At 67.4% G+C, this 16,148-nt stretch carries 15 protein-coding genes; 9 read left to right on the top strand and 6 right to left on the bottom strand.

Features of this window, described 5'->3' with window-relative positions:
* Positions 1–463 precede the first annotated feature (463 nt).
* Both ACODS4_RS06420 and ACODS4_RS06415 read left to right on the top strand, forming a co-directional pair.
* On the top strand, positions 464–1,267 hold the full coding sequence (locus ACODS4_RS06420) for an enoyl-CoA hydratase/isomerase family protein (protein WP_488861843.1): 804 nt from the start codon (positions 464–466) through the stop codon (positions 1,265–1,267).
* Between the two features lie 48 nt (positions 1,268–1,315).
* On the top strand, positions 1,316–2,497 hold the full coding sequence (locus ACODS4_RS06415; protein WP_488861841.1) for an acetyl-CoA C-acyltransferase family protein: 1,182 nt from the start codon (positions 1,316–1,318) through the stop codon (positions 2,495–2,497).
* 22 nt (positions 2,498–2,519) lie between these two features.
* Here the strand turns inward: ACODS4_RS06415 and ACODS4_RS06410 are convergent, their stop codons facing one another.
* Entirely contained in the window at positions 2,520–3,131 is a 612-nt protein-coding gene (locus tag ACODS4_RS06410; protein ID WP_488861839.1) for a TetR/AcrR family transcriptional regulator, read from the bottom strand.
* A 218-nt stretch (positions 3,132–3,349) separates the two neighbouring features.
* Here ACODS4_RS06410 and ACODS4_RS06405 point away from each other — a divergent pair, with 218 nt between their 5' ends.
* Genes ACODS4_RS06405 through ACODS4_RS06395 form a run of 3 tightly spaced genes read left to right on the top strand, consistent with a single transcriptional unit; the run spans position 3,350 to position 7,955 of the window.
* The gene (locus ACODS4_RS06405; protein ID WP_488861837.1) at positions 3,350–4,912 is read left to right on the top strand and encodes a fatty acyl-CoA synthetase; all 1,563 of its coding nucleotides are present in this window, start codon (positions 3,350–3,352) and stop codon (positions 4,910–4,912) included.
* Entirely contained in the window at positions 4,909–6,693 is a 1,785-nt protein-coding gene (locus ACODS4_RS06400) for an acyl-CoA dehydrogenase family protein (RefSeq protein WP_488861835.1), read from the top strand. Before ACODS4_RS06405 ends, ACODS4_RS06400 begins: the two co-directional genes overlap by 4 nt.
* Positions 6,694–6,749: 56 nt before the next feature.
* Complete coding sequence (locus ACODS4_RS06395; RefSeq protein ID WP_488861833.1) at positions 6,750–7,955, top strand: ABC transporter substrate-binding protein; 1,206 nt, start codon at positions 6,750–6,752, stop codon at positions 7,953–7,955.
* 66 nt (positions 7,956–8,021) lie between these two features.
* Here ACODS4_RS06395 and ACODS4_RS06390 read toward each other — a convergent pair whose 3' ends face one another.
* Both ACODS4_RS06390 and ACODS4_RS06385 read right to left on the bottom strand, forming a co-directional pair.
* Positions 8,022–9,713, bottom strand: a complete 1,692-nt coding sequence (locus ACODS4_RS06390; protein ID WP_488861831.1) for a methyl-accepting chemotaxis protein — start codon at positions 9,711–9,713, stop codon at positions 8,022–8,024.
* A gap of 278 nt (positions 9,714–9,991) precedes the next feature.
* Positions 9,992–11,275 carry a glycerate kinase type-2 family protein gene (locus ACODS4_RS06385; RefSeq protein WP_488861829.1) on the bottom strand — a complete coding sequence of 428 codons (1,284 nt, stop codon included), beginning with the start codon at positions 11,273–11,275 and terminating at the stop codon, positions 9,992–9,994.
* A gap of 205 nt (positions 11,276–11,480) precedes the next feature.
* Here ACODS4_RS06385 and ACODS4_RS06380 point away from each other — a divergent pair, with 205 nt between their 5' ends.
* Positions 11,481–13,535, top strand: a complete 2,055-nt coding sequence (locus ACODS4_RS06380) for an oxidoreductase (protein WP_488861827.1) — start codon at positions 11,481–11,483, stop codon at positions 13,533–13,535.
* A gap of 132 nt (positions 13,536–13,667) precedes the next feature.
* Entirely contained in the window at positions 13,668–13,976 is a 309-nt protein-coding gene (locus ACODS4_RS06375) for a hypothetical protein (protein WP_488861825.1), read from the top strand.
* 15 nt (positions 13,977–13,991) lie between these two features.
* On the opposite strand, the gene ACODS4_RS06370 is transcribed toward ACODS4_RS06375, so the two are convergent.
* Positions 13,992–14,159 (bottom strand): hypothetical protein, encoded by a 168-nt coding sequence (locus tag ACODS4_RS06370; protein WP_488861823.1) that lies wholly within the window; start codon positions 14,157–14,159, stop codon positions 13,992–13,994.
* Between ACODS4_RS06370 and ACODS4_RS06365 the strand changes: the two genes are divergently transcribed.
* Positions 14,148–14,681, top strand: a complete 534-nt coding sequence (locus ACODS4_RS06365) for a Panacea domain-containing protein (protein WP_488861821.1) — start codon at positions 14,148–14,150, stop codon at positions 14,679–14,681. The genes ACODS4_RS06370 and ACODS4_RS06365 overlap by 12 nt on opposite strands.
* Positions 14,681–14,977, top strand: coding sequence for a hypothetical protein (locus tag ACODS4_RS06360; protein WP_488861819.1), 297 nt, complete (start codon positions 14,681–14,683; stop codon positions 14,975–14,977). Before ACODS4_RS06365 ends, ACODS4_RS06360 begins: the two co-directional genes overlap by 1 nt.
* 3 nt (positions 14,978–14,980) lie before the next feature.
* Here the strand turns inward: ACODS4_RS06360 and ACODS4_RS06355 are convergent, their stop codons facing one another.
* On the bottom strand, positions 14,981–15,502 hold the full coding sequence (locus ACODS4_RS06355) for an Lrp/AsnC family transcriptional regulator (protein WP_488861817.1): 522 nt from the start codon (positions 15,500–15,502) through the stop codon (positions 14,981–14,983).
* Positions 15,499–16,143 (bottom strand): 2-dehydro-3-deoxy-6-phosphogalactonate aldolase, encoded by a 645-nt coding sequence (locus tag ACODS4_RS06350; RefSeq protein WP_488861815.1) that lies wholly within the window; start codon positions 16,141–16,143, stop codon positions 15,499–15,501. The genes ACODS4_RS06355 and ACODS4_RS06350 overlap by 4 nt, the downstream gene beginning before the upstream one ends.
* Between the last annotated feature and the right edge of the window lie 5 nt (positions 16,144–16,148).

Here is a 16,148-nt window from a genome sequence, read left to right as displayed (position 1 = left end):
ATATGACCCAAACCAAGCGTCTGATTTCATGGCGGAATTGGACAGCCCTCTTGCCCGATCATTGGCTCGCTTCATGAGTCGATTCTTCAATGCTATGGACGCTTCGCGTCGCGATTCCGCAAGGGCGTGTCGATTGTCTGCGGACCTTCGCCCCGGCGGTTGAGGTCTGCCCGATTGACGAGTTTCTTGGACTTGAGCGGATTGGAGCGGCGGCGAGGTTTTTGTACGAGCGCGTTTGCGCAAGACGATTCCGGCCCAGCCTCGCTTGCGCAAACGACCTGACCACCGAATGACGCCGCCCTATGGAGCTTTTGCCCGCGCTTTCCCGCCAGCCCCGGGGCATCCGGTCGTTGACGGGATCCGGACGGACCAGTATCGTACTTATGAGTAACATGCATTCTTTTCAGTAAAACCCCGCGCGCACGCGCTCCCTGCTATCCCCTGTTGAGGAGATTTCCGTTCCATGAACGACGCCGACGCGCCGGTCCTGCTGTCCCGCGAGGGGGATGTGGCGTGGATCCGCTTGAACCGCCCGACCGTTCTCAACGCTTTGGACGAGCGGATGGCCGCCGCCCTGCGCGACGCCTGCCAAGCGGTGGCGGACACGCAAGGGAAAGGTGGCGCGCGCTGTCTGGTGCTGGCCGGGAATGGCCGGGGCTTCATGGCGGGCGGCGACGTGGCGCGCTTCCACGACGATCCGGCGGCGGCCCCGGCGGTGGCGACGGCGATCATCGACTTGCTGCACGAGGCGTTGCGGATTCTCGACCGGCTGGACATGCCGGTGTTGGCCTCGGTCCATGGCCCGGTGGCCGGGGCGGGGATGAGTTTGGCCTGCGCCGCCGATCTCTGCGTCGCCGCCGACGACGCGCTGTTCACCACGGCCTACGCCCGGCTGGGGACGACGCCGGACGGCTCCGGCACTCATTCCTTGCCGCGTCTGGTGGGAACCCGCCGGGCGCTGGAGCTGGCGCTGCTGTCCGACCGGGTGGACGCCGCCGAGGCGCTGCGGCTGGGGTTGGTCAACCGCGTGGTTCCCGCCGCCGCTCTGGCCGATGAAACCCGCGCGCTGGCCGAACGGCTGGCCGCCGGGCCGACGCGGGCCTACGCCGGGATCCGCCGTCTGATGCGGCAAAGCTGGACCGCCTCGCTCGACGAGCAGCTTGACGCCGAACGCGCGTCTTTCCGCGCCTGCGCCGCGACCGGGGATTTCCGCGAGGGCGTGTCCGCCTTCCTCGCCAAGCGCAAACCGACGTTCCAGGGCCGCTGACGGCCCGTTCCAACAATCAGAAACGCACCGGGAAGGATCACCAGAATCATGAAGCAGGACATCGTCATCGTCGGCGCCGCCCGCACCGCCATCGGCGCCTTTGGCGGCAGCCTCAAAGACGTGCCGCTGACCACGCTGGCCACCACGGCGGTCAAGGCGGCGCTGGAACGGTCGGGGACCGCGCCCGACAGCATCGGCCATGTGGTGATGGGCAACGTCATCCCGACCGACACCAAGGACGCCTATCTCAGCCGCGTGGCGGCGATTGACGCCGGGATCCCGCTGGAGGTTCCCGCCTTCAACGTCAACCGTCTGTGCGGTTCCGGCCTTCAGGCGATCATCTCGGCGGCGCAAGCCATCGCGCTGGGCGACGCGGACGTCGCCATCGGCGGCGGCGCTGAATCGATGAGCCGTGGCCCCTACATCATGCCGACGGCGCGCTGGGGCGCCCGTCTGGGCGACGGCGCGCTGGTCGATTACATGAACGGCATTCTGCACGACCCGTGGCAGAAGATTCACATGGGCGTCACGGCGGAAAACGTCGCCGCTCGCTATGGAATCAACCGCGACGACCAGGACGCGCTGGCGTTGGAAAGCCAACGCCGCGCCGCCCACGCCATCGCCGAGGGCCGCTTCAAGGATCAGATCGTCCCGGTCGAGATCGCCACCCGCAAGGGTGTCGTCCGCTTCGACACCGACGAGCATGTCCGCGCCGACGCGACCCTGGACTCGCTGGCCAAGATGAAGCCGGTCTTCAAAAAGGACGGCACGGTGACGGCGGGCAACGCGTCGGGCCTGAACGACGGCGCCGCCGCCGTGGTGCTGGCCGAGGCGGGCCGCGCCGCCGCCCTTGGCCTGAAGCCGCTGGCCCGTCTGGTCGGCTACGCCCACGCGGGCGTCGAGCCGGACCATATGGGCATCGGCCCGATCCCGGCGACCCGCAAGGTGCTGGAACGCACCGGCCTGACCATCGCCGACCTCGACGTCATCGAATCGAACGAAGCCTTCGCGGCGCAGGCCTGCGCGGTGGCGCGCACGCTGGGCTTCGACCCGGCCAAGGTCAACCCCAACGGCTCGGGCATTTCGCTGGGCCACCCAGTGGGGGCGACCGGCGCGATCATCACGGTGAAGGCGATCCACGAACTGCACCGCGTCGGCGGGCGCTACGCCCTGGTGACGATGTGCATCGGCGGCGGCCAGGGCATCGCCGCGATCTTCGAGCGGGTGTAAGGAAAATCTTACGGGCTGCGCCTCAACGCGGGCGCAGCCCGTTCAGCAGAAGCGCGATGGAGTGCTGGGCCACCGCGTCGGCGTCCAGCGCGCCGTCGGGCTGGTACCAGCGGGCGATCCAGCTCAAGGCGCCGGACAGGGTGAAGGCGGCGATTTTCGGGTCGCAGGTGGTGATCGACCCCTCGGCGACGCCGCGTTCGATCAGGTTGCGGAATTTCAGGTCGATGCGGCGTTTGAGCGCGCGCAGGGTGCGGCGGCTCTCTTCGGTCAGCGGTTCTTCGCCGACGCGGATCACGCACATGCCAAAATCCATGGTGACGACGCCGACATAGGCGGTCATCACCGCCACCAGCTCCTCATACGCGCTGCCGCCATGGCCGATCACGTCGTTTGAGGCGGAATCGAGCCGTTCCAGCCCGATGCGCACGCACTCGAACAGGATCTCTTCCTTGTTCTTGATGTAATAATAGATCGTCGGTTTGGTGACGTTCAGCCGCCGGGCGATGTCGTCCAGCGACGTGTTGTAATAGCCGACCTCGTTGAACGCCTGCGCCGCCGTCCGCAGGACGGCGATTCGCTTTTCTTCCCGTTCGTTCCGTCGATCGGTGGATGATTTCCACGGCGATTCCGACATCGTGCGTTGGCTCCTGTGCCGCAATCGCCCTTCCTTCCCACCTCGTCCCCCGGATGTCCAGCCCCAGCGTGGCCGATTGTGCGGCAAAATGGTGGTTTGGCGAATTGTTCGTAGCACGCCCTTGTGCGTCATCCTACTTTTAAGTAACGTTCCTTCCAAGAAGTACAAAAGCGCGGGCCGCCGGTGGCCACGCGCGCGAGCCGGGAGGACAAACAACCATGGACAGCATCGTTGCCGCGCGGGGAACCAGCATCGGCGGCGCTTTGGCGCGGGCGGCCCGCCGCCACGGCGACCGGGTGGCCCTGCGTTACGCCGAGCGGGCGTGGAGCTTCGCCGCGTTGAACCAAGCGGCCCGGCGGGTGGCCGGACGGCTCCGCGATCTGGGCTTGCGGCCCGGCGACCGGGTGGCGGCCTTCGGGCGCAACTCCGACGCCTATGTGGTGGCGTGGCTGGGCTGCGCCGTGGGCGGCTTCATCCATGTGCCGGTCAACTACGCCCTGACGGGGGAGGAGCTGACCTACATCCTGAGCCAGTCGGGCGCGCGTCTGGTTTTGCGCGACGGCGATCTGGCGGGCGTGCTGGACAGCGTCGGCGATGGCGTCGCGGTGGAATGGACGGGCAGCTTCGCCGAGGGCGCGGCGGCGGACGGCGCAGCCTTCGACGCGCTGGCCGTGGCGCTGGATCCGACCGCGCCCGAACATGAGGGCGCGGCGGTCGAGGCCGACACGGTGGCGCAGCTTCTTTACACCTCCGGCACCACGGCGGCGCCGAAGGGCGCGATGATGACCCATGGCGGCCTGTTGGCGGAGTACCAGAGCGCCATTCACGATTGCCGTTTCTCAGGCGCCGACCGGGCGCTGGCGGCTTTGCCGCTGTACCATTCGGCGCAGATGCATGTTTTCCTGATGCCGCAACTGATGGTCGGGGCGATGACGCTGCTGATCCAGGCCCCGGCGCTGAAAACCTGCCTGGAATTGATCGAGGCGCACCGCGTCACCTCCTTCTTCGCGCCGCCGACGGTGTGGGTGGGGCTGCTGCGGCACGCCGATTTCGACGCGCATGATCTGGGATCGCTGGAAAAGCTCTATTACGGCGCCTCGATCATGCCGGTGCCGGTGTTGCAGGAGTTGCGGTTGCGTCTGCCCAACGCCCACCCCTTCAACTGTTACGGCCAGAGCGAAATCGGCCCGCTGGCCACCGTCCTGGCGCCGGAGGAGCATGAGGCGCGTCCGGCCTCCGCCGGGCGTCCGGTGCTGAACGTCGAAACGCGGGTGGTCGATCCCGATATGAACGACGTGCCGGTCGGCCAGCAGGGTGAAATCATCCACCGCTCGCCGCAATTGATGATCGGCTATTGGGGCAAGGAGAAAGAGACGGCGGAGGCCTTTTCCGGCGGCTGGTTCCATTCCGGCGACGTCGGCGTTCTGGATTCGGGCGGCTATCTCACCATCGTGGACCGCATCAAGGACGTCATCAACACCGGCGGCGTGCTGGTCGCCAGCCGCGAGGTGGAGGAGGCGCTCTACACCCACCCGGCGGTGGCGGAGGTCGCGGTGGTCGCCTTGCCCGATCTGAAATGGATCGAGGCCGTCGCCGCCTTCGTCGTTCTGCGCGAGGGCCGCAGCGCCGACGCGGAGGAGTTGATCGCCCATTGCCGGGCGCATCTGGCCCCGTTCAAGCTGCCCAAACAGGTGCGTTTCGTCGACGCGCTGCCGCGCAACACGGCGGGCAAGCTGCTGAAACGCGAGTTGCGCCGCGCATACGCGGATTCGGCGTCGTGAGCGTCTATCAGCCGCCGCTGCAAACGCTGCGCTTTCTGCTGAACGCGGTGTTGCGCGCGCCCGAGGCGCTGGCCGAAGCGGGGTGGGAGGATCTGTCCGCCGATCTGTTCGACGAGGTTCTGACCCAGGCCGGGCGTCTGGTGACGGACCGGCTGCTGCCGCTCAACCGTTCGGGCGACGAGGAAGGCGCGGCGGTGGTGGACGGGGGCGTGCGCACCCCCGCCGGTTTCGCCGCCTTTTGGCAGGTTTGGCGGGCGGGCGGCTGGGCCGGGTTGGCCGGGGATCCGGCCTATGGCGGGCAGGGGATGCCCGCCGTGCTCGACACGCTGGTTACGGAAATGCTGTGCGCCGCCAATCTGGCCTTCAGCATCACCCCTGGTTTGACCCAGGGCGCCATTCGGGCGCTGGCCGCCCATGGCGACGCGGCGATCAAGGGCTGGTGCCTGCCGCCGATGATCGCCGGGGAGTGGACCGGCGCCATGGCGCTGACCGAACCGCAGGCGGGCACCGATCTTGGCCTGCTGCGCGCGCGGGCGGAACCGGATCCGGCGGGCGGCTTTCGGTTGACCGGCCAGAAGATGTTCATTTCGGCGGCCGATCATGATTGGACCGACAATCTGGTTCATCTGGCGCTGGCCCGCCTGCCCGACGCGCCGTCGGGAACGCGGGGAATCAGCCTGTTCGTCGTGCCCAAGCGTTTGGCCGACGGCGCGCGAAACGGCTGGTCGGTCCTGTCGGTGGAACGCAAGATGGGGCTGCACGCCTCGCCGACCTGCGTCGTGTCCTATGACGGGGCGTTGGGCTGGTTGGTGGGCGCCCCCCATCGCGGCCTGACCGCGATGTTCACCATGATGAATCACGAACGTCTGTTCGTCGGGCTTCAGGGCGTCGGCGTCGGCGAATGCGCCGCGCAATCGGCGCTGGCCTACGCGCAGGAACGTTTGCAGGGCCGGGCGCCGGGCAATGGCAAGGGGGGCGACCAAGCCGCCGATCCGATCATCCGCCATCCCGACGTCCGCCGCATGGTGTTGACCGCGCGGGCGCTGACCGACGCCGGGCGGGCGCTGGCGGCCTGGACCGCCTTGTGGCTCGACCGGGCCGAGAAAAGCGCCGATCCGTCCTTGCGGGAGGCGGCGGAGGATTGGGCGGCGCTGCTGACGCCGATCATCAAGGCCGCCGGGACCGATTTCGGGTTCGAGGCGGCGGTGTTGGCCCAACAGGTGATGGGCGGTCACGGCTACATCCGCGACAACGGGGTCGAGCAACTGGTCCGCGACGTGCGCGCCACGCAGATTTACGAGGGCGCGAACGGCGTCCAGGCTTTGGATCTGGTCCAGCGCAAGTTGACCCTGCATGGCGGGCGTCCGCTGGCCCGGCTGGTCGCGGCGGTGGAGGCGGCGTTGGCCGATCTGGCGGCGGATCCCGCCACGGCGGCGCTCGCCGCGCCCCTGCGCGACGGGCTGGAGCGCCTGCGCGCCTGCGCGGCGTGGCTGACGGCGGCGGAACGCGGGCCGCGCGACGCGGCGGCGGGGGCCAGCGATCTGCTGCGGCTGGCGGCTCTGGTCGTCTATGGCTGGATGTGGGCGCTGATGGCCGTGGCGGCGGCGCGGCGGCCCGCTGGCTATGACCCGACCTTTCTCGACGCCCGCGTCGGTCTGGCCGGATTTTTCATGGAACGGCTGTTGCCGGAAACGGCGGCGTTGGACGCCCGCCTGCGCGGCGGCGACGCCAGCCTGAGCGGGCCGGGGCTGGCCGAGGATTTGGCGGCGCTTCAGGGTTGAACGCCGCCGCAGGTCAAACACCAGACAAAAACAGACAAGATGGGGGAGAACGCTTCATGACGCGGATTCTTTTGGCGGCTGGCGCTTGCGCGCTGGCGATGATGGCGGGAACGGCGCACGCCGAGATCTCGGACAACCGGGTCAAGATCGCCGTGCTCAACGACATGACCGGCCCCTACGCCGACCCGACCGGGCTGGGATCGGTCGAGGCGGTCCGCATGGCGGTGGCCGAGTTCGGCGGCGTGGTCGGCGGCAAGCCGATCGAGGTCGTTTTCGCCGACCACCAGAACAAGCCCGACGTCGGCGCGGCCCTGGTCAACGCCTGGATCGACTCTCAACAGGTGGACGTGGTCGTCGATGTTCCCACCTCGTCCGTCGCGTTGGCGGTGCAGGAGATCACTCGGCGCAAGAATCGGGTGTTTCTGATTTCCGGCGGCGGCGCGGCGCAATTGACCGGAACCTCCTGTTCCCCGACCACCGCGCAATGGACCTACGACACCTACGCGCTGGCCCAAGGCATGGGGAGCGCGGGCGTCCAGGCGCTGGGCGGGAGCTGGTATTTCCTGACCGTCGATTACGCCTTTGGCCACGCGCTGGAAAAGGATCTGACGGCGGTGTTGAAGGACAACGGCGCGACGGTGCTGGGCGCGGTGCGGCACCCGCTGAACAGCGCTGATTTCTCCTCCTACATTTTGCAGGCCCAAGCGTCGAAGGCGAAGGTCATCGCGCTGGCCAACGCCGGGGGCGACACCACCAACGCGATCAAGCAGGCGCAGGAGTTCGGCGTCGCCCAGGCTGGCCAGACCCTGGCCAGCCTGCTGATGTTCCCGACCGACATCCATTCCCTGGGGCTGGCGGCGGCGCAAGGGTTGGTGATGATGGACGGCTGGGATCCCAACCGCGACGACGACAGCCGGGCCTTCGCCGCCGCCTACCGGGCCAAGACCGGGCGGATGCCCAGCATGCTCCAAACCGGCAGCTATTCGGCGGTGCGCCATTATCTGAAGGCGGTCCAGGCGACGGGCAGCGACGAGGCCGGAACGGTGATGGCCCAAATGCGGGACACGCCGGTCAACGACGCCTTCGCCAAGGGCGGGCGTCTGCGCGTCGATGGCCGCATGGTCCACGACATGTATCTGATGCAGGTGAAGACCCCGGCGGAATCGACCGGCCCGTGGGATTACAGCAAGGTTCTGAAGACCATTCCGGGCGATCAGGCCTTTCGCCCCTTGGACAAGGGCGGTTGTCCGCTGGTGAAATAATCGTCGCAGAAAAAGCCGTCCGCGCCGGGATGGTCTCCTGGCGCGGGCGGTTTGGATGGATGGGGATCAGGCGGCCCGCACGGTGTTGAGGAAGCCGCTGACCTCGGTCCCCAGGGTTCCCGCCTGTTGCGACAGATGCTGGAAGGCGTCGAGCACCTCGCGGGCGACCTTGCCGCTTTGATCGGCGGACGCGGTGACGCCGACGATGGAGGCCGACACCTCGTTCGTGCCGCTGGCCGCCTGCTGGATGTTGCGGGCGATTTCGCGGGTGGCCGCGCCCTGCTCCTCCACCGCCGAGGCGATGGATCCGGCGATCTGGTTGAGCTGGGTGATGACGTTGGCGACGCTGTTGATTTCGGTCACGGTCTCGCCGGTCGCCGATTGCACGCCCGCCACTTGGGCGGCGATTTCCTCCGTCGCCTTGGCGGTCTGGCTGGCCAGTTGCTTGACCTCCGACGCGACGACGGCGAATCCCTTGCCGGCCTCCCCGGCGCGGGCCGCTTCGATGGTGGCGTTCAGCGCCAACAAATTGGTCTGGCTGGCGATGGAGTTGATGAGATCGACCACCGCGCCGATGCGCTCCACCGCTTGGGCCAACCCGGCGATGCGGCTGTTGGCGCGTTCGGCCTGCTGCTCCGCCGTCGCCGCCATGGCGCTGGATTTGGCGACCTGCCCGGAAATTTCGTTGATCGAGGCGGCGAGTTCTTCGGACGCCGAGGCCACCGTCTGCACATTCACCGCCGTCTGTTCCGTGGCGGTCGCCACCGCCGTGGCCAGCCGGTCGGTTTCCGCCGTCGCGTCGGTCATCGCGCGGGCTTGCTTCTCCATCGACGCGGTTTTTTCGGCGACCGAGCGGATCACGCCGCCGACCGTGCTTTCAAAGGTCGAGGCCAGCCGCTCCATCGACTGGCGCTTTTCCGTGATCGCCCGCTGTTCGGCGGCGGCCTGTTCGGCTTCCAGCCGTTGTTTGGCGACGGCGTTGTCCTGGAACACCTGGACCGCGCGGCCCATTTCGCCGATCTCGTCGCCGCGCCCGGCTTCCGGGAAGGACAGATCGAGGCGCCCGGCGGCCAGAGCCGCCATCTTGCCGCTCAGCCCCCGCACCGCGTCGCTGATGTTGTGCCCGGTCCAGGCGATGGCGGCGACCACCGGCAGGGCGAAGCCGATGACGATCAGCATCAGCCACATGGCGTGGCGGCGAAATTCGGCTTGCAGATCGTCAATGTAGACGCCGGTGGCGATGAACATGTCCCAAGGAGAGAAGCGTTTTACGTAAGACGCCTTGGGCGACGGTTCGGTCTGTCCGGCGCGTGGAAAAGAATATTCGACCACGCCTTCGCCTTGGGGGTTTTTGGCGACGCTGGCCATTTCGAGGGCGAAGAGTTTGCCATTGCCGTCCTTCACCTGGGCCATGGATTTTCCGACCAGATCCGGGCGCGACGGGTTGATGACGTTGATGACGTCCATGTCGGCGACGATGATGTAATCGCTTTTGTTTTCGCCATAGCGCATGCCGTTGACGACGAAGCGCATGCGGTTGAGCGCCTCGTCCCGGCTCATCGCGCCTTTCCGAACCTCAACATCGAAGGTGGAGGCCATGCCGTGGACGGTTTCCACGACGGTGCGCAGACTGGCGATGCGGTCGTTGTACATTTGTTTGTAGCCGAGCCACAAGCCGCCGCCCGCCACCGTCACGACGGCCAAGCCGGTCAGGGCGACCAAGCCCATCAGCTTGGCTTTCAAGGACAGCGTTTTCATGGTTTTCCCCCGGCATTTTCGATGTTCCAAAGGGGGAAGAGCAAAATTTAAGCCAAAGTGCGAGGCAAACGAACGGATTGTTTTTTGCGTTGAATCCAGTTTTCCTGGTTGTTTGCAACAAATATGGGGGCTGAGCGTGGAAAGCGCGGTGGCGGGCCGTGGCGAACGCGCAATTTGCAGCGCACATTGGAGGCGCGCGTTCTCACTTTGCAAAATCGCTGGCGTGACGAACGAACGGGCCGACGCGAACCGTCGCCCGTCCGTCGCCGCGCGACCGATCACCCGACCGGGCGTTCCACCAGGATCACGCGGAAGTCGTTGACGTTGGTCCGCGTCGGGCCGGTGACGACCAGATCGCCCAACGCCTTGAAAAAGCTGTAGCCGTCGTTGTTCGCCAGAAAAGCTTTCGCGTCCAGGCCCAGGGCGGCGGCGCGCGCCAGCGTGTCGGGGCGCAGGATGGCCCCGGCGTTGTCCTCCGTCCCGTCGATGCCGTCGGTGTCGAAGGCGGCGGCGTGGATTCCGGGATGGCCGTCCAGCGCCACGGCGAGCGCCAGCAGGAATTCGACGTTGCGCCCGCCGCGCCCGGATCCGCGCACCGTCACCGTGGTTTCGCCGCCCGACAGGATCACGGCTGGGGCGGGGGCCGGTTGGCCGTGGCGGGCGATCTGCCGGGCGATTCCGGCATGGACCTTGGCGACCTCGCGCGCTTCGCCTTCGATGGCGTCGCCCAGGATGACCGGGGAGAAGCCGCGCGCGCGGGCCAGCGCCGCCGCCGCCTCCAGCGCGTCTTGCGGGGTGGCGATGAGGGTGGTGACGACGCCCGCCAAACGCGGATCGTCCGGCTTGGGCGTCTCGTCCGCTCCCTCTTCCAAATAGGCGGCGACGGCGGGCGGCGGGGTTATGCCATGCTTGGCCAGAATGGCGCGGGCGTCGGCGAAACTGGTCGGGTCCGGCACGGTCGGGCCGCTGGCGATCACCGACGGGTCGTCGCCCGGCACGTCCGACACCAGCAGCGACACGACCCGCGCCGGGTGCGCCGCCGCCGCCAACCGTCCGCCCTTGATCGCCGACAGATGCTTGCGCACGCAATTCATCTCCGCGATGTCGGCCCCGCTTTTCAGCAGCGCCTTGCCGACCGCGCGCTTGTCCTCCAGCGACACGCCGGGCGCGGGCAGGGCCAGCAGGGCGGAGCCGCCGCCGGAGATCAGGCACAGCACCAGATCATCCGCCGTCAGCCCCTGGACCATCGCCAGAATCCGCGCCGCCGCGTCCTGCCCCGCCGCGTCCGGCACCGGGTGGCTGGCCTGCACCACCTCGATCCGGCTGGTCGGCAGATCATGGTCGTAGCGGGTGACGACCAGCCCGGACAGCGGCCCCGGCCAATGATCCTCCACCGCCTTCGCCATGGCGGCGGCGGCCTTTCCGGCCCCGATCACAACGGTGCGGCCCTTGGGCGGGGGCGGCAGGGCGCCGGGAAGCCGCGTGTCGGCGGTCACGGCGGACAAGGCGGCCTGGAACAGATCCGGAAGCAGGGCGTCGGGGAGCGGGGCGTCGGCGGTCATGCGGACTCGGGGTTTGGTTGGTGGTTGGGCGTGGTAGAATGCACCAGATTGTTTTGAACGCAAACGGCGAGACGGCCCACGCCGCCACCTTGTCACTGCGGAATGAAATTGACCTTTACGTAAACGTCATCTAACTTTCGCGCCACGGATGATCCGTGATCCCAGCGCCATGAAGAGCGCTCCTGTCCGCCGGAGGAACCGCCCCGTGAGCCAGCCCGCCGCCAGCCCCTACCCGCATCTGCTCGCCCCGCTCGATCTTGGCTTCACGGTGCTGAAAAACCGGGTGCTGATGGGGTCGATGCACACCGGCCTGGAAGACCGCCGCCGCGACTTTCCCAAGCTGGCCGCCTATTTCGCTGAACGGGCGCGCGGCGGGGTCGGGCTGATGGTGACGGGCGGCTTCGCGCCCAATGTGGAAGGCTGGCTGTCGCCCTTCGGCTCGACCCTGGCCCGTCATTCGACGGCGCAGGCGCACCGGGTCATCACCGACGCGGTTCACGCCGACGGCGGCAAGATCGCCCTGCAAATCCTCCACGCCGGGCGTTACGCCCACAGCCCGCTGTCGGTCGCGCCCTCCCGCATCAAATCGCCGATCACCCCCTTCACCCCGCGCGCCCTGACCAATTGGGGGGTGGAGCGCCAGATTCGCGCCTTCGTCCGCTGCGCCGCCTTGGCGCGCGAGGCCGGGTATGACGGGGTCGAGGTGATGGGGTCGGAAGGCTATCTCATCAACCAGTTCCTGGTGACGCACACCAACCAGCGCACCGACCGCTGGGGCGGATCCTATGAGAACCGCATGCGCTTCCCGGTGGAGATCGTGTCGCGCATGCGCGAGGCGGTCGGGCGCGACTTCATCATCATCTACCGCCTGTCGATGCTCGACCTCGTCCCCGACGGCAGCCGTTGGGAGGAGGTCGTCCAACTGGCCAAGGCGATCGAGGCGGCGGGCGCCACCATCATCAACACCGGCATCGGCTGGCACGAGGCCCGCGTCCCCACCATCGCCACCAGCGTGCCGCGCGGGGCCTTCGCCTGGGTGACGCAAAAGCTGAAGGGCGAGGTCTCGATCCCGCTCTGCGCCACCAACCGGATCAACGCGCCCGACGTCGCCGAGGGCATTTTGGCCGACGGCTGCGCCGACATGGTGTCGATGGCCCGTCCGCTGTTGGCCGACCCGGACTTCGTCAAAAAGGCGGCGGCGGGCCGTCCGCAGGCGATCAACACCTGCATCGCCTGCAACCAGGCCTGTCTGGATCACGTTTTCTCGCGCAAGCTGGCGAGCTGTCTGGTCAACCCGCGCGCCTGCCACGAAACCGAATTGCCCAAGGCCGCTCCGGCGGCGCGGCGCAAGCGGATCGCCGTGGTCGGCGCCGGCCCGGCGGGCTTGAGCTGCTCCACCGAACTGGCGGCGTGCGGGCATGAGGCGCATCTGTTCGACGCGGCGGCGGAGATCGGCGGCCAATTCAACATGGCCAAGCGGATCCCCGGCAAGGAGGAGTTTCACGAGACCCTGCGCTATTTCGCCAACCGGCTGGACGAAACCGGGGTGATTCTGCATCTGGGCCGCAAGGTGACGGCGGACGAGCTGGCGCGCGGCGGCTTCGACGATGTGGTTCTGGCGACCGGCGTCCGCCCGCGCGACCCGAAGATCCCCGGCCAGTCGCACCCGATGGTGCTGAGCTACATCGACGTGCTGCGCGACGCCAAGCCGGTGGGGCGCCGCGTCGCCGTGGTGGGGGCGGGCGGCATCGGCTTCGACATGTGCGAGTTTCTGTCCCAAGACGGTCCCTCGCCCAGCCTGGACATCGATTTGTGGCGGCGGGAGTGGGGCGTGGGCGACCCGTCCGCCGCGCGCGGCGGCGTCGCTGGGATTCGCCCGCACGTCGCCCCGGCGGAACGCCAGATCACCCTGCTCCAGCGCAAGGCGAGCAAGCCCGGCGCGGGTTTGGGCAAGACCACCGGCTGGATTCACCGGGCGCAGTTGAAGATGAAGGGCGTCGAGGCGCTGTCCGGCGTCAATTACGAGCGCATCGACGACGACGGCCTGACCATCAGCTTTGGCGAGACGCGGGAAAAACCGCAGCTTCTGGCGGTGGACACCATCATTCTGTGCACCGGCCAGGAGCCGCTGCGCGAACTGAGCCACCCGTTGGAGGCGGCGGGAATCCGCGTCCATCTGATCGGCGGGGCCGACGTCGCGGCGGAGTTGGACGCCAAGCGGGCGATTGGCCAGGGGCTGCGGCTGGCGGCGACGCTGTGACGGCGGACGGTCGGCGCGTGATCGTTTGGCGCGTGACCTTTCGGCGCTTTCTGGCCATCGCGTGTTTGATCCGTGTGCTCTATGCTCCCGACGCCAGCGGCGCGCGCGCCGAGCCTTGCCAGGAGTCCTGATATGAACGTCATCGCGACAGAAGTTCCCTTCACGCTTCCCATCGGCTACCGCGACGCGGATGGCGCGCTGCACAAGGACGGGGTGATGCGTCTGGCCACGGCGGGCGACGAGATTCTGCCGCTGAAAGACCATCGGGTGCAGTCCAACCCGGCCTATCTGATCGTCATCGTCCTGTCGCGGGTGATCGTGCGTTTGGGAACGCTCGACATGATAAACACCAAGGTCGTCGAGGATCTGTTCGCTCAGGACTTCGCCTATCTGCAAACACTCTACAAAACCATCAACAATGTGGAAGACGAGGCGGAGTAAGCCGCGCGCTGACGATCACCGTTCCATCTTGGTGGAAAGGACGATGGACGACATCGTTTTTTCCACCCCCGGCAGCCGTCCGATGGCGTCGAGCGCGGCGGGCAAATGTTTATAACTGGTTAACGTCTCTGTGCGACCCTTCAAAGAGGGAATCAAAGCGAGGGTGCCGCCATGCTTGTCCACGCCGTAACCGATTATCTGGTCAGCAAAGGGCGCAAGCCCACCGGCGAGGCGATGACCCAACTCAGCATTCAAAAGATGCTTTATTTTTCGCAAGGTTGGCACCTTGCCATCCGCTCTGAATCGCTGTTTACGGAAGAGTTGCGGGCGTGGCGGCATGGTCCGGTGGTGCGCGAGATCTACAGCCGTTTCCGCCATTTTGGCAATCGGGAGATCGGGGAAGAGGCGATGCTGACCCGACCCGACGGCATTTTGTCGAAGGCGACGATGGATTTTCTGGATCGGATTTGGGACAGCTACAGCGGTTACACCGCCCCGCAATTGGTCGGGTTGACCCATCAGGAAGGACCGTGGAAGACCGTGCGCGGCCCCTTGGGCAAGGACGCCGACAGCGACGATCCGATTCCTGAAGAGCTGATGATTGAGCATTTCTCCGGCCTCTACGCGTCGGCTCTTCGTCCTGGGCGGTTGGATTTCGATGGCGACGCCCTGGACGCGTTTGAGCGGCTGACCATGGTTCAATAATGACCAAGCAGCCCTGTCTGACGCATCCCGACGTTCATGATTGGGTGCGTCGTTGTGACAAGACGTCGTTTGGTCTTTTGCGCTCCTTTGACGCTGCGGTCGCTGCTTTGGCGGACGCGGCCATTCCATTGGCGGTCAAACCCGGTCAGCGGGTGTTTCGATATTCCCCATCGGCCCCCGTTCCCGGCGCCTATGAAATTATTTTGCTGTATGAGGTCGAAGGCCCCTATGTGAACATTCAGGGGGTTGGCGTTCCATTTCTGAAGATTCGCTTCACCGCCAGCGTGGTGCGCTGACGATCACCGTTCCATTTTGGTGGAGAGGACGATGGACGACATCGTTTTCTCCACCCCCGGCAGCCGTCCGATGGCGTCGAGCGCCGCGTCCATCGCGTCGTGGCTGTCGGCGCTGACGGTGGCGCACAGGTCATATTGGCCGCTGATGCTGTGCAGGCGGGTCAATTCCGGCATCTTGCGCAGGGCGTGCACCACCCGGTCGGCCAGCTTGGCGTTGACCGTCATCATCACCAGCGCCGACACGCCGCGCCGGGGGGCGCTGTCGCTCAGCCGCACCGTATAACCGGCGATGGCCCCCGTCCGCTCCAGCCGGGCCAAGCGATCCTGAACGGTGGAACGCGACAAACCCAACGCGCGGCCCAACGCCGCCGTGCTGGTGCGGGCGTTCAACGTCAGCAGGTCGATGAGCTGGCGGTCGGTGTCGTCCATCGGCGCGGCGGGGGTCACGTCATGCGGGGTGGAGGTCGTGTCCCGCTTGATATCCGGCGGTGCGTCCAGCGGCAAGGCCGCTGGCGGCTCCGTCATTCGGCGTTCAGCGCCGCCCAGGCCTCGACGAAGCGCTTGGCTCGCACGGCGATGTGCTCCACCGGCAGGCCGGGGCTGTAGAGCGCGCCGCCCAGCCCGAACCCGGCGGCTCCGGCGTCGCGATAGGGGCGCATGGAGTCGGGCGTGATTCCGCCGACCGGCAGCAGGCGCAGGTCGCGCGGCAGCACGGCGCGCAGGGCCTTGACGATGGCGGGGGGAATCATCTCCGCCGGGAACAGCTTCAGCGCGTCGGCCCCGGCGGCGAGGGCGGCGAAGGCCTCCGTCGCCGTGGCGACGCCGGGGGTGCAGATCAAGCCGTGGGTTTTGGCGGCGCGGATCACCGCCGTGTCGGCGTGCGGCATCACCACCAGATCGGCCCCGATCCCGGCCAGACGCTCGACCGCCTCCACCGTCAGCACGGTTCCGGCCCCGACCAGCGCGTCGGGCGGCAGGCGGCGGCGGATCGCGGCGATGCTGGCGAAGGGATCGGGCGAGTTCAGCGGCACCTCAATCAAGCGGAACCCGGCGTCGTAGAGCGCGACCCCGACCTCCTCGGCCTCGACGGGTTTCAGGCCGCGCAGAATGGCGACCAGGGGCAGGGTGGAAAAGGCGCGGTCGAAGCGGGCGGCGATGTCGGTCATGGATC

Source organism: Azospirillum sp. FG154 (assembly GCF_057809575.1).
The sequence above is the reverse complement of the archived record's forward strand: the minus strand, read 5'-3'. Positions and strand labels throughout refer to the sequence as shown.